Origin of the sequence: Rhizobium sp. F40D2, from assembly GCF_051810745.2 — a bacterium.
GTDB lineage: Bacteria > Pseudomonadota > Alphaproteobacteria > Rhizobiales > Rhizobiaceae > Rhizobium.
Genome location: NZ_CM131436.1, coordinates 3,193,262 through 3,211,489, shown reverse-complemented (window position 1 = coordinate 3,211,489; position 18,228 = coordinate 3,193,262). Strand labels below are relative to the sequence as shown.

The 18,228-nt window shown below is 62.1% G+C and carries 18 protein-coding genes and 1 pseudogene; 9 read left to right on the top strand and 10 right to left on the bottom strand.

The genetic code is table 11. The features are described 5' to 3' along the window. Positions 1 to 302: 302 nt before the first annotated feature. The 4 genes from ACS4RS_RS15345 to ACS4RS_RS15330 form a co-directional block, all read right to left on the bottom strand. Positions 303 to 1,322, bottom strand: a complete 1,020-nt coding sequence (locus ACS4RS_RS15345) for an ATP-binding cassette domain-containing protein (protein WP_439010288.1) — start codon at positions 1,320 to 1,322, stop codon at positions 303 to 305. Further along, positions 1,310 to 3,004: an ABC transporter permease gene (locus ACS4RS_RS15340; RefSeq protein WP_449313714.1), complete on the bottom strand. Its 1,695-nt coding sequence runs from the start codon at positions 3,002 to 3,004 to the stop codon at positions 1,310 to 1,312. The genes ACS4RS_RS15345 and ACS4RS_RS15340 overlap by 13 nt, the downstream gene beginning before the upstream one ends. Before the next feature lie 7 nt (positions 3,005 to 3,011). Then, positions 3,012 to 3,989, bottom strand: a complete 978-nt coding sequence (locus tag ACS4RS_RS15335) for an extracellular solute-binding protein (RefSeq protein WP_439010289.1) — start codon at positions 3,987 to 3,989, stop codon at positions 3,012 to 3,014. 187 nt (positions 3,990 to 4,176) lie between these two features. Beyond that, the gene (locus tag ACS4RS_RS15330; RefSeq protein ID WP_439010290.1) at positions 4,177 to 4,944 is read right to left on the bottom strand and encodes an alpha/beta fold hydrolase; all 768 of its coding nucleotides are present in this window, start codon (positions 4,942 to 4,944) and stop codon (positions 4,177 to 4,179) included. Between the two features lie 221 nt (positions 4,945 to 5,165). On the opposite strand from ACS4RS_RS15330, the gene ACS4RS_RS15325 reads away from it, so the two are divergent. Together ACS4RS_RS15325 and ACS4RS_RS15320 are read left to right on the top strand one after the other, a co-directional pair. Next, a complete protein-coding gene (locus ACS4RS_RS15325) occupies positions 5,166 to 5,627 on the top strand; it encodes a transcriptional regulator, SarA/Rot family (protein WP_439010291.1) in 462 nt (153 codons plus the stop codon). A gap of 239 nt (positions 5,628 to 5,866) precedes the next feature. Beyond that, on the top strand, positions 5,867 to 6,925 hold the full coding sequence (locus ACS4RS_RS15320; RefSeq protein ID WP_439010292.1) for an aldo/keto reductase: 1,059 nt from the start codon (positions 5,867 to 5,869) through the stop codon (positions 6,923 to 6,925). Positions 6,926 to 7,278: 353 nt separating this feature from the next. Here the strand turns inward: ACS4RS_RS15320 and ACS4RS_RS15315 are convergent, their stop codons facing one another. Continuing rightward, the gene (locus ACS4RS_RS15315; RefSeq protein WP_439010293.1) at positions 7,279 to 8,499 is read right to left on the bottom strand and encodes an aminotransferase class I/II-fold pyridoxal phosphate-dependent enzyme; all 1,221 of its coding nucleotides are present in this window, start codon (positions 8,497 to 8,499) and stop codon (positions 7,279 to 7,281) included. Positions 8,500 to 8,816: 317 nt separating this feature from the next. Here ACS4RS_RS15315 and ACS4RS_RS15310 point away from each other — a divergent pair, with 317 nt between their 5' ends. The 5 genes and pseudogenes from ACS4RS_RS15310 to ACS4RS_RS15290 all read left to right on the top strand — a co-directional run bounded on the left by ACS4RS_RS15310 (position 8,817) and on the right by ACS4RS_RS15290 (position 11,550). Then, complete coding sequence (locus tag ACS4RS_RS15310) at positions 8,817 to 9,917, top strand: branched-chain amino acid aminotransferase (RefSeq protein WP_439010294.1); 1,101 nt, start codon at positions 8,817 to 8,819, stop codon at positions 9,915 to 9,917. A gap of 108 nt (positions 9,918 to 10,025) precedes the next feature. Further along, a pseudogene (locus ACS4RS_RS15305) lies at positions 10,026 to 10,286 on the top strand (PIN domain-containing protein); the annotation flags it as partial. Between the two features lie 116 nt (positions 10,287 to 10,402). Further along, a complete protein-coding gene (locus ACS4RS_RS15300) occupies positions 10,403 to 10,654 on the top strand; it encodes a type II toxin-antitoxin system ParD family antitoxin (RefSeq protein WP_439010295.1) in 252 nt (83 codons plus the stop codon). Further along, on the top strand, positions 10,638 to 10,973 hold the full coding sequence (locus ACS4RS_RS15295; protein WP_439010296.1) for a type II toxin-antitoxin system RelE/ParE family toxin: 336 nt from the start codon (positions 10,638 to 10,640) through the stop codon (positions 10,971 to 10,973). Before ACS4RS_RS15300 ends, ACS4RS_RS15295 begins: the two co-directional genes overlap by 17 nt. After that, complete coding sequence (locus tag ACS4RS_RS15290; RefSeq protein ID WP_439010297.1) at positions 10,963 to 11,550, top strand: methyltransferase domain-containing protein; 588 nt, start codon at positions 10,963 to 10,965, stop codon at positions 11,548 to 11,550. Before ACS4RS_RS15295 ends, ACS4RS_RS15290 begins: the two co-directional genes overlap by 11 nt. 95 nt (positions 11,551 to 11,645) lie before the next feature. Here the strand turns inward: ACS4RS_RS15290 and ACS4RS_RS15285 are convergent, their stop codons facing one another. Continuing rightward, positions 11,646 to 12,170 carry a hypothetical protein gene (locus tag ACS4RS_RS15285; protein ID WP_439010298.1) on the bottom strand — a complete coding sequence of 175 codons (525 nt, stop codon included), beginning with the start codon at positions 12,168 to 12,170 and terminating at the stop codon, positions 11,646 to 11,648. An 84-nt stretch (positions 12,171 to 12,254) separates the two neighbouring features. On the opposite strand from ACS4RS_RS15285, the gene ACS4RS_RS15280 reads away from it, so the two are divergent. Continuing rightward, positions 12,255 to 13,202 (top strand): LysR substrate-binding domain-containing protein, encoded by a 948-nt coding sequence (locus tag ACS4RS_RS15280; RefSeq protein WP_439010299.1) that lies wholly within the window; start codon positions 12,255 to 12,257, stop codon positions 13,200 to 13,202. 106 nt (positions 13,203 to 13,308) lie between these two features. Here the strand turns inward: ACS4RS_RS15280 and ilvC are convergent, their stop codons facing one another. Together ilvC and ACS4RS_RS15270 are read right to left on the bottom strand one after the other, a co-directional pair. Further along, entirely contained in the window at positions 13,309 to 14,328 is a 1,020-nt protein-coding gene (gene ilvC / locus ACS4RS_RS15275) for a ketol-acid reductoisomerase (protein WP_004668557.1), read from the bottom strand. A 50-nt stretch (positions 14,329 to 14,378) separates the two neighbouring features. Then, a complete protein-coding gene (locus ACS4RS_RS15270; RefSeq protein ID WP_439010300.1) occupies positions 14,379 to 15,044 on the bottom strand; it encodes a TetR/AcrR family transcriptional regulator in 666 nt (221 codons plus the stop codon). A gap of 170 nt (positions 15,045 to 15,214) precedes the next feature. Between ACS4RS_RS15270 and ACS4RS_RS15265 the strand changes: the two genes are divergently transcribed. Further along, positions 15,215 to 15,673, top strand: a complete 459-nt coding sequence (locus tag ACS4RS_RS15265) for a hypothetical protein (protein WP_439010301.1) — start codon at positions 15,215 to 15,217, stop codon at positions 15,671 to 15,673. Positions 15,674 to 15,699: 26 nt separating this feature from the next. Here the strand turns inward: ACS4RS_RS15265 and ACS4RS_RS15260 are convergent, their stop codons facing one another. Further along, the gene (locus ACS4RS_RS15260; RefSeq protein WP_439010302.1) at positions 15,700 to 17,331 is read right to left on the bottom strand and encodes an FGGY family pentulose kinase; all 1,632 of its coding nucleotides are present in this window, start codon (positions 17,329 to 17,331) and stop codon (positions 15,700 to 15,702) included. A 178-nt stretch (positions 17,332 to 17,509) separates the two neighbouring features. Then, positions 17,510 to 18,226, bottom strand: coding sequence for an HAD-IA family hydrolase (locus ACS4RS_RS15255; RefSeq protein ID WP_439010303.1), 717 nt, complete (start codon positions 18,224 to 18,226; stop codon positions 17,510 to 17,512). Positions 18,227 to 18,228 lie beyond the last annotated feature (2 nt).

The following is an 18,228-nucleotide window of genomic DNA, read 5'->3' as shown; positions in this document are numbered from 1 at the left end:
TCGGCATCCCTGGAGCACGCTCGCCGCACTAAAAAGAGCCGCCAAAAGCACGAAAACGGATGGAATACGCTTTACCGGAATTGGCATACGAATATGTCCCCTCAATTGATTGATTATCGCGCGAGTTTTGCTTGCCCCATGCGCTTATATTAATTTAGCCGCTTGCTCTGCAGCACCGCTTGTCAGATCGAAGCTGGAAGATGTACTCAACTTTATGGTGATTCGAAAGAAGATACCCGCAGTTTTCGACCTCTATGGTCGAGCTTCAACTGATATCGCCGCAGACGTTCACTCTCGATCTATCAAAGCCGCCAGCCCGCGCGGATGACGACGCGCACCCCTTCACTGGGCACGACAGCCACACGACTGAATGCGCGCAGCGTCTGGCCGTTGCCGAGCGTGAGCTTGACCGCATAACGTTCGCCCTCGAAAAGCACGGTTTCGACGGTTGCCGGAGCCCCCTCGCCGCCGATGGTCACATCCTCCGGCCGCACGAGGATATCGGCGCCATCGGTGTTCGCTGCCTGCAGCGCATCCTGCAACTCGTCCCACTCCAGATGGCGTTCGCTGCACATCACCGGCAGCGTCAGGATTGCCCCTCGTCCGATCAGCCCGCCGACGACGCGCCCTTCCGGCCGGGCATAGATCTCGGCCGGCGGCGCTACCTGCAGCAGCCGCCCCTCCGACATGACGGCGACGTCGGTTGCGAGCGCCATAGCCTCGCTCTGGTCGTGGGTGACGTAGATCATCGTCGCGCCGGAGCGCTGGTGGAACTCGCGGAAGGTTTCTTCCATCTCCTGCTTCAGGTGCCGGTCGAGATTGGCGAGCGGCTCGTCGAGCAGCACGACGTCGGGCGAAGTCACCAGGCAGCGGGCGAGCGCCACGCGCTGGCGCTGGCCGCCCGAGAGATCTGCCGGTCGCCGCCCGCCGTAATCGGCAAGCCGCACGGTAGAAAGCGCCTCGCCGACCTTCGCCCGGTAAGCCTCGCCGGAAATGCCACGCACCTTCAAGGGGTATCCGACATTGTCGGCCACACTCATATGCGGCCAGAGCGCATAGGATTGGAACACCATCGCCATGTTGCGCTTCTCAGGCGGCAGCGACTGGGCGACATCGGCAATGAGCCGCTCACCGAGATGGATCGAGCCATCGGAGGGCGTCTCGAAACCGGCGATCATCCTGAGAACCGTCGTCTTGCCGCAGCCGGAAGGCCCGAGCAGCGCCAGGAAGCCGCCCTGGCGCACGTCGAGCGAGAAATCGCTGACGGCCGCCCGCCCGGTGCCGAAATCCTTGGCCAGCCGGTTGAGGATCAGTTTCGCCATGGGACCACCCCTTTCGGCAGGCGTTTTGCCAGGAGTTCGAGCAGCAGCATCATGACGACCACCATGAGGACGACCAGCACCGAGAGCGCCGAAGCAAGGTCGGAACTGCCGCTGTCGTCGAGATTGTAGATGGCCACACCGAGCGTCTGGGTGCCGGCCGACCAGAGAAGCGCGGAGATCGTCAGCTCGTTGCAGGCAATCAGGAAGACGAGGATGACCGAGGCGCCGGCAGCCGGCGCGATGAGCGGCACGATGATATCGAAAAGCCGGCGGAAGAAGCCGGCGCCGGAAAGCCGCGCCGCTTCCTCCAGCGCCGGGTCGAGCTGATGGAAAGCGCTGACCACGGGTTTCAGGCTGACGGCAAAGAAGGAGGAGAGGTAAGCGATCAGGATGATCCAGATCGTGCCGTAGAGCGATATGTGCAGGAACGGGATGGGCGCCGCGAGGACCAGGATGAAGGAGACCGCCATGACGATGCCGGGCAGCGAATAGGGTATCTCGATCAGGCTGGACACGATGCGGGAAGCCGCATCTCTTCGCCGCGTCAGCGCATAGGCCGCAAGCACCGTCACCGCCAGGAGACAAAGGCCGGTAGCAGCGGCGAGCGACAGCGAATTGATAAAGGCCGTGCGCGTCACCGCCTGCCGGAACAGGATCTCCTCGAAGGCATGCAGCGACATGGTCTTGAAGGTGAGCGGCACGCCATAGGCCGGCACCAACGCGCCGGCGACGAGCGCGAAGAAGGGTGCGGCTAGCATGAAGAACAGGATTGCCCAGAGAAGCGGCGTGAAGGCGAACCGCCAGGCGCCGAGCTCAAAGGCGGCACTCGCCCCTGACAGGCCGATGACCCGATAGTCGCGACCTCTGAGGGCGCGGTCCTGGATCATCAGTCCAGCGATCGAGATCATCGCGATAACAGCCGAGAGCACGGCGACATCGCCGAAGGTGCGGCTGGTGAAAGCGGAAAACTTGGTGAAGATGAGCGTCGGCAGCGTGAAGATAGAGGCCGGAATGCCGAGAATGGCGGGAATGCCGAAATTGCCGGTGCAGGAGACGAAGGAGATTGCCGCCCCGGCGATGATACCGGGCAGCGACAGCGGCAGGATGATGTCGCGGAACACCCGCAGGCTGGAGGCGCCGGAAAGGCGCGCAGCCTCTACCCCGTCGCACGGCAGCGTCATCAGCCCAGCCCGGAGCGCCAGATAGACCAGCGGCGCATGCTGCACGCCATAAAGCAGCGCGATGCCGCCGACCGAATAGAGCGGCTGCGGCCAGCCAAGCGGCGGGGCGATGGAGAGCGCCTTCAACAGCGGGCTTGATGGCCCCGACATCTGCACCCAGGCCAGCGCCGTCACCTGCGGCGGGATCATCATCGGCAGCACGAAGAAGAAGCTGAGCAGCCCCTTGCCACGAATATCGGTCAGCGTCATCAGGAAGGCGAAGAGGCAGCCGATGACCAGCGAGATGATCGTGCCGAGAATTGCCGTGACGATGGTATAATAGGTCGCCGACCAGAGCGACGGGTCGCCGAGCACAGTCAGAACGCCGCCATTGGCGAGGGCCGCGATCCCGACCATGGCAAGGCGGGCGAGCGGCAGCACGCTGAGGATCAGGACGGTGATGACGACAAAGGGAAACAGCCAGGCGGGCTGGCTGTTTCCGGTTCTGACATAGCCGTGCATGGAAGGATCAGTTCGAACCGTAGATGCCCGAGAAGGTCTTCAGATCCTGATCGGTATTCTTGAGCGCATCTGCGGCCTTGATCGGCAGGACCTTGATGGTGTCGCGCGCCGGAAAACCTTCCGGCAGCTTCATGCCGTTGCGGGCCGGGATGTAGCCGAGCTTGAGAAAACCTTCCTGGCCTTTTTCGGAAAGCACGTAGTCGACGAACTTCTTGGCGGCATCGGCATTTTTGGTGCTGGCGAGGATGCCGACCGGCTCGGTGACGGCCGAAACGCCTTCGCTCGGGAAGACGAACTCGACCGGAGCGCCCTTGGCCTTCTCGCGGATCGGCAGATAGTCGACGACCATGCCGTAAGCCTTTTCTCCCGAGGCGACCGACTTCAGCACGGCGCCGTTGCCGCCGGCGGCGATCGCGCCGTTTTCTGCGAGCGACTTGTAGAGGTCCCAGCCGAGGCCCGGAACGGCGGCAAGCGTCTGGGCATGGATGAGGGCCGCACCCGAGGCGAGCGGGCTCGGCATGGTGACGAGGCCCTTGGCTTCCGGCTTCGTCAGATCCTTCCAGCTCGCAGGCTTCATTTCCGCCGAAGTGTTGTACATGATGCCGGTGGTGATCAGCTTGGTCGAATAGTAATAGCCGTCGGCATCATAGAGAGCGGCGTCGTACTGTGCGGCTTCCGGCGACTTGTAGGCGAGCAGCTTGCCGTCTTCCTTGAGGCGCTCCAGCGTCACCATATCGGCGATGAGGAGAAGATCGGCAACCGGGTTGCCGCCCTGGATTTCGGCCTGGAGCTTGGCCATGATCTTCGGCGTGCCGTCGCGCACCCAGTCGACCTTGATATCGGGATTGGCGGCCATGAAGCCATCGACCGTCGCCTGCGCGTCTTCGTTCGGCTGGCTGGTGTAGAGAACGAGGTTTGCGGCAAGGGCCGGAACGGCAAGGAAGCTCGCGGCAAGAAGTGCAGCGGCGGAAACGATCGTTTTCATGTGAGGGATCCTCATTGCGGTCACCCCTCCCTTATTGGGGGTCGTTAACAGGGATGTGACAGGTGCCGCCGCCGCTGGACGCCGACAAGCCATCGCTGCAAACCCGGTCGATCGCGGCCTCGCACGCGGGCTCATGCTTGCCAAAAACGGAGCCACGGCACTTCAGCGCCGTGGCCCTGATCGAACGTTACTTTGCCGCCTCTTCGATGAGGTCTGCCACCTTCTGCGGCTGCGAAACCATCACGACGTGGGAAGCGCCCTCGACCACGACGGTTCGCTTGGAACCTGCCCGTTCGGCCATGAAGGCAAGGGCTGCGGCCGGAATGTTCTTGTCGCCGGTGCCGTAGACGAACCACGACGGCAGCTTCTTCCAGGCGGGCTCGCCCGACTTTTCGTTGAGAGCCGCGTCGGTGACCGGCCGTTGCGCCGCCGCCATCAGGGCAGCCTGTTCAGCCGGCACGTCGCTGGCGAACTGGTCATGGAACTTCGCCTGGTCGATATAAAGATCGACGCCGCCTCCGCTCAGTTTCACCGGCGCCGCAAGCGCAACACCCAGCGTGCCGCCGGGAAACTTGCCGGCGAGATCGGCAACCGATTCCCCTGCATCAGGTGCGAAGGCCGCGACATAGACCAACGACTTGACATTGTCGTGGCCGTTTGCGGCAGTCGAGATCACCTGCCCGCCATAGGAATGGCCGACGAGGACGACCGGACCGGCGATGCTGGCGACCACATCGGAAACATAGGCGGCGTCATTGGAAACGCTGCGCAGCGGGTTGGCAGCAGCCACGACCGGGAAGCCGTCCTTTCGCAGGATTTCGACGACGCCGTTCCAGCTGGAGGAATCGGCAAAGGCGCCATGGACGAGGACGACGGTTGGCTTGGCCGTCTCGGCAACGGCAGTACCGGAAAGAAGCGCGCCCGCCAGGGCGACGACAGCAGCAAACTTGAACATTGGTCATTTCCTTTCGTCGGTTGGGTTTGACTAAGATTCGTACCGGGAGGGCGATCACTCGTCTCCGCATCTCCTGACGCGGCAGGCCGCCCATATTCTCGATGACATATAATTTGTAAGCGATTTGTTTGTGCACGATCTAGATAGGCCAGAGAGCCCGCGACGTCAATAGCTTGCAAATAGATCGCGCACAAATTATATTGAGGCCTGAGGAGAAGGTGATGAAAAAGGCCACACCAGATGATCTCACCGACGTGCCGAAGGTAGATGAAATGCTCTGCTTTTCAATCTATTCGGCAGGCCATGCCTTTAACCAGCTTTACCGCCCGCTGCTCGACGAGTTAGATCTCACCTATCCGCAGTTCCTGGTGATGACCGCATTATGGGCGCATGACGACCGCACGGTGAAGGATCTGGGCGAGACCCTGTTTCTCGACTCGAGCACACTCACCCCGCTGTTGAAGCGGCTGGAGAAATCAGGCCTCGTCACCCGCAACCGAAATCCCGCCGATGAGCGGCAGGTCCTCCTGCGCCTGACGAAGGAGGGGCACGCCTTGAAGAGCCGTGCCGCCCCAGTGTTCGACTGCATCGGAAAAGCCGTCGGTCTCGACGCCGCGACCGTCAACACGATTCGGGAAACGATCGCTTCCATCCGCGACAACATTCACAAGAAGAACGAGTAAGAGACCTGACGCGGCGCGTCATCGGTGCGCCCGAACGATTTCCGTCGACAAGCCGATGGCATATTGTACGATCAGTCTGCCGGCGCACTGCCGCCGGACACGCGCGTCGACCGCGGCCGGCCCGGAAGATGCAGGCGCTCGAAATCTTGCCTAGCCTCACGCAGGCGTGAATACCCAGCCATTGCCATTCCGCCGCGCTGAGGTACGTCAATCGTGTTTTCGATGAAGGAGGAATTTCAATGGAATATCGTCTGCTCGGCCGTTCAGGCCTCAAAATTTCGACTTTGACCATGGGCACTATGACCTTCGGCGGCGTCGGCTGGGCAAAGACCGTCGGGGACCTCGGGGTCTCCGAGGCGCGTAAGATGATCGATATCTGCATCGATGCCGGCATCAACCTCATCGACACCGCCAATGCCTATTCCAACGGCGAATGCGAAAACATCATCGGCGACGTGCTCTCCGGCAAGCGGCCGCAAGGCGTGTTGCTTGCCACCAAGGCCCGTTTCGGCATGGGTGACGGCCCGAACGACCAGGGACTGTCGCGCTACCACCTGATCCGGGAATGCGAAGCGAGCCTCAAACGCCTGAAGACCGATGTCATCGACCTGTACCAGGTGCATGAATGGGACGGCCAGACGCCGCTCGAAGAGACGATGGAAGCCCTCGACACGCTGATCAAGCAGGGCAAGGTGCGTTACGTCGGCTGCTCGAACTATTCCGGCTGGCACATCATGAAGGCGCTTGGCATCGCCAACGAGCATCGCTACCAGCGCTTCGTCAGCCAGCAGATCCACTATACGCTGGAAGCCCGCGACGCCGAATACGAGCTGCTGCCGATTTCGATCGACCAGGGCCTCGGCGTGCTGGTCTGGAGCCCGCTTGCCGGCGGCCTGCTCTCCGGCAAACACCGCCGCAACCAGGCCGCTCCCGAAGGCACGCGGCAGTTCGCCGGCTGGACCGAACCGCCGATCCGTGACGAGAACCGCCTCTGGAACATCGTCGAGACGCTGGTCGCGATCGGCAAGGAACGCGGCGTCTCGGCCGCACAAGTGGCGCTCGCCTGGCTGATCGGCCGCAAGGCGGTAACCTCGGTCATCATCGGCGGCCGCACAGAAGCCCAATTCCGCGACAATATCGCCGCCGCCGAGCTGAAACTCACGGACGAGGAGCGCAAGCGCCTCGATGCCGTCAGCCTGCCGCCGGTGATCTATCCCTACTGGCACCAGCTGAATACGGTGAGCGACAGGCTTGGTGAAGCCGATCTCGAGCTTTTCGGCCCGCATCTCCAGCAATAGGCGATCATGACAGCGCCGTGGTCGACCGCGTCGGCCGCGGCAAGAGCGAAACGGCGAACGAAGGCTGGACGACAATCTTCTGATTGGCGCTGGCTGGCTTGCTCCCTCTTCTCCCCTCGGGGAGACGGTGGCCCAAAGGGTCGGACGAGGGGGCCGCACCGCACGCCTTTGCTGCTTTCGCTTGCGCTCAGCGCATTCGCGGCTTTGCCGCTCACCCCCTCATCTGCCTGCCGGCATCTTCTCCCCGCTGGGGAGAAGGGGAATCGTGGCGGCGTTTCGCTTCCTAGAAACCCATCGAAAAGATCAGATGAAACGGGAGCACGTCACGCCCACCGTCCCCCAATCGACAACGATCAGCTGCCGATCTCGGCCGAGATCAGCGCGCCCAGGCGGCCGATGCCGTCCTCGATCATCTGCTCGTTGGCGCAGGAGAAGCTGACGCGGAAAGTGTTGGCGCCGGAACCGTCGGCGAAGAAGGCCTTGCCGGGCACGAAGGCGACCTTTGCGGTTTCGAGCGATTTCGCCAAGAGCTTGGCCCCATCCATGCCTTCCGGCAGCGTGATCCAGATGAACATGCCGCCTTCCGGCTTCGTCCAACTCGTGCCTTCAGGCATATATTTTTCGAGCGCTGCCAGCATGCAGTCGCGGCGCTTCATGTAGGCGGCCTTGATCTTGGCGACCTGCGCGTCAAAGCCCCGCTCGGCGACATCTGATATCGCCATCTGGTTGATCGTCGAGGAATGCAGGTCGGCGGCCTGTTTCATAAGCACCAGCTTGCGGATAACAGGCGCGTTGGCGACGATGAAGCCGACACGAAGACCAGGCGCCAGCGTCTTCGAGAAACTGCCGCAGTAGATCGTGCGCGTATCGTTGATGTGGCCCTTTTCGGCGATCTCGAGCGCCAGGATCGGCGGGATCGGGTCGCCGTCGTAACGCAGCGACTGATAGGCAGCGTCTTCGATGACGGCGATGTCGAGCTCTTCGGCCAGCGCCAAAACCTTCCGGCGGCCATCGAGATCGACCGTTTCGCCGGTCGGATTGGAGAAGTCGGCGGAGAGATAGGCGAATTTCACCTTGCCGCCGGCTGCCGCTGCGGCCGCACGATAAGAGTCCGGCGTTCGGTTGCCGTTCGGCGTCAGCTGGTCGTAGACCGGCTCATAGGCGTTGAAGGCCTGCAGCGCGCCGAGATAGGTCGGCCAGGTCACGAGCGCGGTATCCTTCGGCGACAGGAAAAGCTTGCCGAGATAATCGAGGCCCTGCTGCGAGCCGGAGACGATGAAGACATTGTCGAGTTCGCAGGGGATGCCAAGATCGGCCATCTGCCGAACCAGCCATTCGCGCAGCGGCTTGTAGCCTTCGCTGACCGAATATTGCAGCGCCGAATTGACGGCAGCGCCATCGAAGATATCGGCATAGGCCTGCTTGAATTCCTGATCGGGAAACAGCGCCGGATCCGGAATGCCGCCGGCAAAGGAAATGATATCGGGCCGGTCGAGAAGCTTCAGAAGCTCGCGGATCTCGGATGCGCGCATGCGCGACGAGCGCGACGCAAACATGGTGTCCCAGTTCAGCATGGGGTTTCCTCGTATTTTCTATTCCCGGCAGAAGACCATGCCGGGAAATTTATGTCAACAATACTGACCTAATTTCTTGTCATGGTGACATGTTGGAATCTTATATTCAAAAGCCTTTGGATGGTCGGGATTTCACTTGATGTAACCGCCATCTGACATCGAAGGCGCCCGGTTGCGAATTTGCGGCTCGACGTCAACCACATCAAGCGATTATTCCTCTGATCGAAGTCGAAACCGGCTGATTCAGACCCTTCCAAGACCAGCCCGGCGGCGGTAGTGTCGCCGGCACTATTCAATTTACTATCAAGGTGCCAGAAATGACCGTGACGTCAGCCTCTCCTGAAATCAAAATCGAACTCCACAAGTCTCCCGTCCCGGACGCCGATCGCATTCAGGCACTCGAGACCCCCGGCTTCGGCAAGCTCTTCACGGATCATATGGTCCTGGCGCGATGGACTGCCGACGAGGGCTGGCACGATACAAAGGTTACGCCGAGGCGACCCCTGGAGCTCGATCCTGCGAGCGCCGTGCTGCACTATGCTCAGGAAATCTTCGAGGGCATGAAAGCCTACAAGGCGGACGATGGCCGGATTCTGCTCTTTCGGCCTGAAGAGAATGCACGCCGCTTCGCGCAGTCGGCGACCCGCATGGCGATGCCTCCCGTGCCCGAAGACCTCTTCCTGAAGGCGGTCGAAGAACTTGTCCGTGTCGACAAGGCCTGGATTCCGTCCGGTGACGCCAGCCTGTACCTTCGCCCCTTCATGTTCGCCAACGAGGCGTTTCTCGGCGTTCGTCCGGCCCAGGAATATGTCTTCTGCATCATAGCCTCTCCGGTCGGCGCCTACTTCAAGGGCGGCGCAAAGGCGGTTTCCCTTTGGGTCGAGACCGAATACACCCGTGCAGCCGCCGGCGGCACCGGCGCTGCAAAATGCGGCGGAAACTACGCAGCCAGCCTCGTGGCGCAAGCCGAGGCGACCAAAAAGGGTTGCGATCAGGTGGTCTTCCTGGACGCCGCAGAGCATCGCTGGGTCGAAGAACTCGGCGGCATGAACGTCTTCTTCGTGATGAACGATGGATCAATGGTGACCCCGCCCCTTGGCGGCACGATCCTGCCGGGCATTACCCGGGCTTCCGTGATCGTGCTCGCGGAAGAAAGGGGCTTGCGCGTCGAGCAGCGCCCCTACTCGTTCGCGGAATGGCAAGACGACGCTGCCAGTGGCAGGCTCGTCGAAGCGTTCGCTTGCGGCACTGCCGCAGTTCTGGCGGGCATCGGCCTGGTTCGACATGCCGGCGGTGAGTTTCTAGTCGGAGACGGACAGACCGGCAAGTTGACGAGTGAACTGCGCCAACAGCTCGTCAGTCTGCAGAAGGGCGTAACGAACGATGAGCACGGCTGGACGCGCCTCATCCCGACCTGAACTTCGGACATTCCACGCGAACGGCGGCGTCAACACCGACAGGGTGGGCGCCGCTCTCCGTCGCCCGCAAAGCCGTCGGGCTAGAGATATATTCGGTCTCGCCGGAGCGATCAATGTATCGTACCGACGGCACGCGAAAGGGACGAAGAGACCGTCGACCGCTTCATCGCTTACACCACGAAATGCATGGTGGTGCCCCTCGACACGACGCTCGCCCGCCGTGCCGCCGAGATATCGGCAGCCCTCAAACTCGCCACCGCTGATGCGCTCATTTATACGACGGCCGAGCGCCATGATGCGGATATCCTGACTTGCGATGCCCATTTCAAGGGCCTCGAACGAGTCGTATACTTCGATAAAAAAGAGTGACCTTGTTGTGACCCAAGTGCTCGACGGCGGCGCTCAACGCTTCTATCACAATGTGGGGAATGGGAAGCTGGCATCAGGGACGCTGAAACCGGCATCTAGGGACGGCACCGAATTCGATGGCGAAAATGACGATCATGCTTCCGGACAATCTGGCGGACTACGTCGTACGCCGTGTTGCAAGCGGCAGATACAGCAGTGCCGGCGCATATCTGGCGGAACTCGTCCTTAAGGATCAGAACCACCGCAAGCTCGACGACGACGAATTACGTGGTATCCTAAGGCACGCTGAGGAGAGCGGCATAAGCGAACGGCGCATTGCCGACATCCTGCTGGAAACGAAGGCGAAGCTGCGTGATAACCACCTATAGGCTGACCCGAACCGCAGACGCCGTGCTGTCAGGCATCGACGAATATGCCAGCCTGCATTTCGGCGAGGCGCAGGCGGATGCTTATCTTCTCGATTGGGACAGGATTTTCGTGCTTCTTTCGCGCGTACCCTCCATGGGAGACGCGTGCGACGAACTCGGCTCCGGTCTTCGCCGCCTCCTCCACATGCGCCACGTCGCCTTCTACCGCGAAATACCGGACGGCATCCTCGTCGTCGACATCATCGGCGCCGACCGGCTTCCCGAAAGACACCTTCAATCCAGACGACGCTCCCCAACGGCCGACCCGCATGCCTCGTGACAGTACCTCCGCCTTTTACGAGGAAAACGCCGAGATATACGCCAACCGGACGCGCAGCCTGCCAAAGCAGCAGCTCGATGCCTTCCTCGCCGGCATCGCACCGGGTGGCGCAATCCTCGAACTCGGCTGCGGTGGCGGCCAGGACAGCGCCTATATGCTGTCGCAGGGCTTCGACGTGACGCCGACGGATGGCTCGGCCGAGCTTGCAAGACAGGCGGAAGTGTTGATCGGCCGGCCGGTGAAGGTCATGCTGTTCCAGGAGCTCGACGTCGACAGCGCCTTCGACGGCGTCTGGGCGCATGCAAGCCTTCTCCACGTCCCCAGGGCTGAACTGCCTGATGTCTTCGCCCGCATCCGCCGCGCGCTCAGAACCGGCGGCCTTCTTCACGCAAGTTTCAAGGCGGGAGAAGCAGAAGACCATGACGGCTTCGGGCGCTACTACAACTATCCCTCACGCGAATGGCTGTCGGCGCTTTTGACCAAAGGCGGCTGGCGCAACCTCGCCATCGAGGAAAGCGACGGCGGCGGCTATGACGGCAAGCCGACCCGCTGGCTCATCGTACGCGTGGAACGTTAGAGGCCGAAGCCCCGGCCTTAAACTGCAGCAGCTTGTTGCATATCGCCCAAAGCGTGGAATTACCTCACGAAACAATGTCAGCCTGTCCTGGCCGGTCAGTTGGCAACAGGATGGCCGCGATGGGCTTGAGCGGTCATGGGCTGCCGGGCGACGAGCAAATAGAACGCAATCATATGGGTGATCATCAGCAACGGAACGTAGACGATCACGACCACATAGGCTGCGCCTAGCTGCCCCGCCAAGACAGGCAGGCCGGACTGGGCGCCGTGATAATAGTCGATGACCAGATCACCGACGCCCACGAGATTGAAGGCAACGACGAGCAGCCAGAACAGTGGGCGGATGCGGAACGAGATCAGCGCCAGCATGGCCAGCAGCCCGGCAGCAAGATCGCCATAGGCGGCCGTAACGGCAAAGCCGGACGGCAGATCGGGACCGGCGACGCCGGGAAGGATGAAGACGAGGCCGAAAAAGCGGAAGCTATGGAGTGTTGCGACAGCCCGCTGCGCCCCGGCGCGGTCCACCGACTTGAGCCGGGGCACGACATAGACGCCTATGCAAAGCAGCCACGCGACGTAGCCGAGCAGCAGGTGAAGCTGGAAGATGGCGGCCGGGGACATTTTGCCTCCTGTCGGGCTGCTGGTTTCCAGCGCAATATACGGCCGCTTATACCGAGCGACTATTCGGGATAATATGGACAGGGCATGAAGCAGAACTTCACAGTTAGGCAGGGCGCGCTCGACGGGGTGGAGGCATTCCTCAGTGTTGCCCAGCACCGCAGCTTTCGCCGGGCAGCGGCGGAACTCGGCGTCACTCCCTCCGCGCTCAGCCAGGCCGTGCGCACGCTGGAAGCGCGGATCGGCGCAGCCCTGTTCATCAGAACGACGCGTAGCGTAGGGCTGACGGAAGCAGGCGAGCGTTTCCTTTCGCGTGCAAAGCCGGCCTTCGAAGAGCTAATCGCCGCAAGCGCCGTCGCACATGAGCTTGGACAGCGACCGGCCGGACGGCTGCGCCTCTCGGTGCCGCGCGCCGTTGTCCCGGTCCTCATCGAGCCGCTGATTGCGTCCTTTTCCCAAGCGTATCCCGAGATTGAGGTGGAGATCGCCGTCAGCGAGAAACTGGTCGACCTCGCGATCGAAGGCTTTGATGCAGGGATGAGGATGGGCCAGTTCATCGATGCCGACATGACCGCGGTTCGGCTGACGCCGCCGTTTCGGTTCATCATTGTCGGGAGCCCGATCTATTTCTCCAACCGGGATCTGCCAGCGTGCCCGGACGACCTGCGTCACCATGCATGCCTCAGAATACGCCGCTCCAATGGTGCGCTCGCGCGGTGGTCGCTCGACGACAATGGCCGAGCCATCGAGATCGCCGTCGCGGGGCCGCTTATCACTCACGACTTCCCGACAATGCTCGGCGCAGCCCTCGAGGGGATGGGCCTGGCCCAGGTGCCGGAGCCGATCGCCGTCGAACAGATCAGAACGGGAAAGCTCATCGAGGTGCTTGCATCATTCGCGCCGAAGACGCCGGGCGTTTTTCTCTATTATCCCGGCCATCGGCAAATGACACCGAAACTGCGCGCCTTCATCGATCACATGAAGAACAATCCGGATACAACCGGCAAGACTTGCATTCGGGGCAGCGGTGAGTAGGTGCTACCTAGGCACAATGTAGCCTTTTGGGAGATGACATGCCTAAAACCAAAAACCCGAACGCGCCGCACGAACCAAGGCTCGTGCGGCGCGCCCTTGAAACCGCTTAGTTAACCGACTTGTCGACCAGCTTGTTCTTGCCGATCCAGGGCATCATGCCGCGCAGCTTGGCGCCGACTTCCTCGATCTGGTGGCTGTCGTTGTTACGGCGGATGCCCTTGAAGCGAGCAGCGCCCGACCGGTATTCCTGCATCCACTCGGATGTGAACTTGCCGGTCTGGATGTCCTTCAAGACGCGCTTCATCTCGGCCTTGGTTTCTTCGGTGATGATGCGCGGACCCGTGACGTATTCGCCCCATTCAGCGGTGTTGGAGATCGAGTAGTTCATGTTGGCGATGCCGCCTTCATAGATCAGGTCGACGATCAGCTTCACTTCGTGCAGGCACTCAAAATAGGCCATCTCGGGCGCATAACCGGCTTCGGTCAGCGTTTCAAAACCGGCGCGGATGAGCTCGACCAGGCCGCCGCAGAGAACGACCTGCTCGCCGAAGAGGTCGGTTTCGCACTCTTCGCGGAAGTTGGTTTCGATGATGCCGGAACGGCCGCCGCCGACGCCGCAGGCGTAGGAGAGCGCGAGTTCAAGCGCATTGCCGGACGCGTTCTGGTGAACGGCCACGAGGCAGGGAACGCCGCCGCCCTTCTGGTATTCGCCGCGAACCGTGTGGCCCGGGCCCTTCGGCGCGATCATGACGACGTCGACCGAAGCCTTCGGCTCGATCAGGCCGAAGTGAACGTTGAGGCCGTGAGCGAAAGCGATGGCAGCGCCGTCGCGGATGTTCGGAGCGATGTCGGCCTTGTAGATGTCGGCCTGCAGTTCGTCGGGGGTCGCCATCATCATCAGGTCGGCCCAGCCGGCGGCTTCGGCAACCGTCATGACCTTGAAGCCATCGGCTTCGGCCTTCTTGACGGTGGGGGAACCGGCCTTCAGCGCGATGACCAGGTTCTGAGCGCCGCTGTCCTTAAGGTTCAGCGCATGGGCACGGCCCTGCGAGCCGTAGCCGATGACAGCGACCTTCTTGGCCTTGATGAGGTTGAGATCGGCATCACGATCGTAATAGACGCGCATTTGAAGTTCCTTCCCTTGTGCTTGTCCTGTTGACTGTCATTAAGGCGAAATCAGCCGAGAACCGACATCTCCGCCAGAACCTTGTCCGTGCCGTAGAGCCGGAGGAAGGCTGTCACCGCCCTCTCCGCCTGGCGCGCGGTATCCTTGAGGCCCGGTTCGCCGAGCAGCATGCGCACATGCAGGTCGGAAACAACAAGGCCGTAAAGCGTATGATAGGCCTCATCGGCATCGGAAAAACGCAGGAGCCCTGCCCTCTTTCCGGCATCGATCAGCGCCATGGCGCGGCGGTCGATCTGCCGGCGGCCGCGCTCGAGCAGCAGCTTGCCGAGCTTCGAGCCATCGCGGTTCGACTGGCCGATCGCCAGCCGGTTCAGCGCCAGCGAGACGTCGCCGGCCAGCACCTCCAGCAGGTCACGCGCGAAAATGGCGACGTGGTCGTGCAGGCTCGCCGCCGTCAGCCGTTCGCCGTTGCGCTCGAAGGTGCGCACCTTGCTCGCCTGATAGGCAATCATCGCCGACAGCAGCCCGTCTCGATCGCCGAACCACTTGTAGAGGCTTTCCTTCGAGCAATTGGCGGCACGCGCGACGCCCGAGGTCGTCAGAGCCTTCTCGCCGCCATGGACGAGCAGCCGCAGCGCCTGCTCCAGAACGGCGTTCTGGCGCGGCGAAAACTCGCTCGGCTCTGCGGTATCGACGGACACGGTCACGGCTCCCATATACGTACCGTACGGTACGGTTCGTGAGGCTTATGCGACAAACCGATCGGCCCGTCAAGCGGGCCCGGCAGATTTTTATACGCGAAAGCTCAGGGAGACACCAGAATTGGATAGGCGCGCATCGGTCAGCATCGCATAATATCACCCGATGCCATTGCCGGGAGCTTTCCATGTCGCGCTTGCCTGCCGCCCTTCTCCTCGCCGGCGCAGTCGTCTTCGGAGCACCGCTCCTAAGCGCCGGCGCCATCGCGCAGTCGGAAAACGAGGTCTATAACACGATCGAGGAATTGCACGGCAATGCCGAGGCTTTCGACCGGCCGCTGCGCCAGCTGGTTCTGGCGATGCGCTCCGGCGACGCCGAGACCATTGCCGGGCTCGCCGAATATCCGCTGACCGTCAAAGCCAATGGCGAGACCTATGATGTCGAGAACGCCGAGGATTTCGTCGAGAATTTCGAGGATCTGGTGACGCCGGAGACGCGCCGCGCCGTCGGGCGCCAGCAATATCAGGATCTCTTCGTCAACAGCGACGGCGTCATGCTCGCAAACGGCGCCGTCTGGATGGGCGCGGTCTGCGAGGATAACGCCTGCGAGGAGAGCCATTGGGCGATCATCGCCATCAATAATTAGCCCGCGACATTCGTCGCGCAGCGATGTCAGCCATCTCTGCGAAGCTTGCGCGCCAGTGTCTGAAGCTCCTTGAATGCTTCGTAACGCTTGCGGTGGAGATCGGAAATCTCACCCTCCGACGGCTGAAAACGTGTTTCCACCCTCGTAAGCTCGCTCATCGCCGCGCGAACATCGACAAATCGCCGGCCGGCGACGGCACCGAGGATGGCCGCTCCGAGCAACACCGGCTCTTCGGCCTTCGTGGCCACCACCGGCTTGCCGCTCGCATCGGCGAGCACCTGGCGGACGAAATTGTGCTGGCCGGCGCCGCCGCTGATGACGATGTTCTCGACGGTGACTCCCGCCTCGGCCTGCGTTTCGATGATCTGCCTCAGGCCATAGCCGATGCCGCAGAGCCCTGCGATGTAGAGCGAGACCAGGCTGTCGACGTCCCGCTCCATGCCGAGACCGGTAATGATTGCCCGGGCATGCGGATCGGCAAAGGGCGCACGGTTGCCGAGGAATTCGGGAACGACGTGCAGCCCGGCCGCCAGCTTGACGGCATCGGAAGGACGGCCCGTCTTGCCGGCGGCGATGTCTGCAAGCAGCACCGGCAGCGGAATACCCGCGCTCTTCGAAAGCTCGCCCGCTTCGCCGACCGCCGGATGGAAAGAAAGGAGATGGTCGATCGCCGCGCCGGCAGCGCTCTGGCCGCCCTCGTTCAGCCATAGGCCCGGCACCATCGCCGAATAATAAGGTCCCCAGACGCCGGGAACGAAAGATGGTTCTGCCGTCGAGGTCATCGTGCAGGAAGAGGTCCCGAAAACATAGGCAAGATTGGCTTGCGGATCGGCGCCGACGGTTCCGACACCGCCCGCATGGGCGTCGATCAGCCCGGCCGCGACAGCCGTTCCCGGTGTCAGGCCGAGTTCCTCCGCCGCATCAGCGGTCAGTCCCTCACCGAGCGCCGAACCGGGCTCGACGATAGAGTTGCCGATGCGGACAAAACCTTCGTCCGCCAGCACGCCGAGGCCGATCTGGTGGAAATAGCTGCCGTCCCAACGCTTTTCGTGGGCGAGATAGGTCCACTTACAGGTGACAGTGCAAGTCGAACGCGACAGATCGCCGGTCGCCCGCCAGGTGAGAAAATCCGCAAGATCGAAGAATTGCCAGGCGGCATCGAACACCTGAGGCCGGTTCTCCCTGAGCCAGAGAAGCTTGGGCGTTTCCATCTCCGGCGAGATGCGGCCGCCGACGTAACGCAGCACGTCGTGACCCAACGCATTAATGCGCTCCGCCTGGGGGACGGCGCGGTGATCCATCCACACGATGATGTCCCGGTCCGGATCTTCCGAAGGCCCGACGGCGAGCGGCTTGCCGCCTTCGCCGAGGACGACGAGCGAACAGGTGGCGTCGAATCCCAGCCCGACCACGGAAGCCGGATCGACGCCAGCTGCGGCAACCGCCTCTCGCACGGCCGCGCAAACGGCGCTCCAGATTTCGCGGCTCGATTGCTCGACGATGGAACCGGCCTCATGAAACAGGCTAATATTCCGCTTGGCGGAGGCAAGCATGCTGCCGGCCATATCGAACAGGCCCGCCCGGGCGCTGCCGGTGCCGACATCGACGCCGATGACATATTTGGCGCCGACTTCCGGGCTATGGGATGTGTCGCTCATGGTCTCTCGTTTCAGATCGCCAGGGATCGGGTTGATGGGCAACTGCGGCCGGATTCAAGGTCTATCTCCGGACAGATCGCCGCGTCCAGCGACGCTGACATTACGCGGTCGCGGTGACATGACAAGGAGAGCGAGGCGCGAGGCCAAGAAGCGCGACCTCTTCCCGAGACGATCGCCGTCACAGCCTCTCTCCCACATTTTCCAGAATGGCGGCGAGCTCATCTGCCCCGGTTGCAATGGCGACCGCTCCTGCAGCATCGAGCACCGCACAGCGGTCAGGTCTCGGATCGGCAGGGTCGACGAATCCGACCGCTGTCATGCCTGCTGATACGGCTGCCGCAACGCCATGGGCGCTGTCGTCGATCATGACGCATTTGGCAGGGCGGGCCCGGAAACGCTCGGCGCAATGCAGCAGCAGATCCGGCGCCGGCTTCGGCCGGGGGACGAGTTCGGCGCTGAAGACGTCCTCGCCGAAGGCGCTCCACAGATCGAGCTTACCCAGGCTGTTGCGCAGCCGCTGCATCGTGCTGTTCGATGCGACGCATTTCGGCCGGTTGAGATTATGGACGATGTCGGAAATGCCAGGAATGGGCGTCAGCGAGCGCGCGAATTCGTCGAACAGATTGAGATGCCAGGTCTCGAACAGCGCGGCGATATCGATGATCCCGTAATCGCGCCGGCACATTTCGGCGATGATGCTCTCCGAATTGCCGGTGAATTTGACATGGGCCTCGGCGGCGCTGATCGCAATACCGGCGCCTTGCAGCGTTTCCGCCAAAGTGCGGCTGGCGATCGGCTCGCTGTCGATCAACACCCCGTCACAATCGAAGATCACGAGGTCGATGTTATCCATGCCCCCCGGTATCCCGGGATAATCGATGCGGCTATCGAGCATGC

Coding starts and splice junctions, on each gene's coding strand:
- ACS4RS_RS15345 (WP_439010288.1), bottom strand. CDS start 1,322: ATGGCGAAACTGATCCTCAACCGGCTGGCCAAGGATTTCGGCACCGGG.
- ACS4RS_RS15340 (WP_449313714.1), bottom strand. CDS start 3,004: ATGCACGGCTATGTCAGAACCGGAAACAGCCAGCCCGCCTGGCTGTTT.
- ACS4RS_RS15335 (WP_439010289.1), bottom strand. CDS start 3,989: ATGAAAACGATCGTTTCCGCCGCTGCACTTCTTGCCGCGAGCTTCCTT.
- ACS4RS_RS15330 (WP_439010290.1), bottom strand. CDS start 4,944: ATGTTCAAGTTTGCTGCTGTCGTCGCCCTGGCGGGCGCGCTTCTTTCC.
- ACS4RS_RS15325 (WP_439010291.1), top strand. CDS start 5,166: ATGAAAAAGGCCACACCAGATGATCTCACCGACGTGCCGAAGGTAGAT.
- ACS4RS_RS15320 (WP_439010292.1), top strand. CDS start 5,867: ATGGAATATCGTCTGCTCGGCCGTTCAGGCCTCAAAATTTCGACTTTG.
- ACS4RS_RS15315 (WP_439010293.1), bottom strand. CDS start 8,499: ATGCTGAACTGGGACACCATGTTTGCGTCGCGCTCGTCGCGCATGCGC.
- ACS4RS_RS15310 (WP_439010294.1), top strand. CDS start 8,817: ATGACCGTGACGTCAGCCTCTCCTGAAATCAAAATCGAACTCCACAAG.
- ACS4RS_RS15300 (WP_439010295.1), top strand. CDS start 10,403: ATGGCGAAAATGACGATCATGCTTCCGGACAATCTGGCGGACTACGTC.
- ACS4RS_RS15290 (WP_439010297.1), top strand. CDS start 10,963: ATGCCTCGTGACAGTACCTCCGCCTTTTACGAGGAAAACGCCGAGATA.
- ACS4RS_RS15285 (WP_439010298.1), bottom strand. CDS start 12,170: ATGTCCCCGGCCGCCATCTTCCAGCTTCACCTGCTGCTCGGCTACGTC.
- ACS4RS_RS15280 (WP_439010299.1), top strand. CDS start 12,255: ATGAAGCAGAACTTCACAGTTAGGCAGGGCGCGCTCGACGGGGTGGAG.
- ilvC (WP_004668557.1), bottom strand. CDS start 14,328: ATGCGCGTCTATTACGATCGTGATGCCGATCTCAACCTCATCAAGGCC.
- ACS4RS_RS15270 (WP_439010300.1), bottom strand. CDS start 15,044: ATGGGAGCCGTGACCGTGTCCGTCGATACCGCAGAGCCGAGCGAGTTT.
- ACS4RS_RS15265 (WP_439010301.1), top strand. CDS start 15,215: ATGTCGCGCTTGCCTGCCGCCCTTCTCCTCGCCGGCGCAGTCGTCTTC.
- ACS4RS_RS15260 (WP_439010302.1), bottom strand. CDS start 17,331: ATGAGCGACACATCCCATAGCCCGGAAGTCGGCGCCAAATATGTCATC.
- ACS4RS_RS15255 (WP_439010303.1), bottom strand. CDS start 18,226: ATGCTCGATAGCCGCATCGATTATCCCGGGATACCGGGGGGCATGGAT.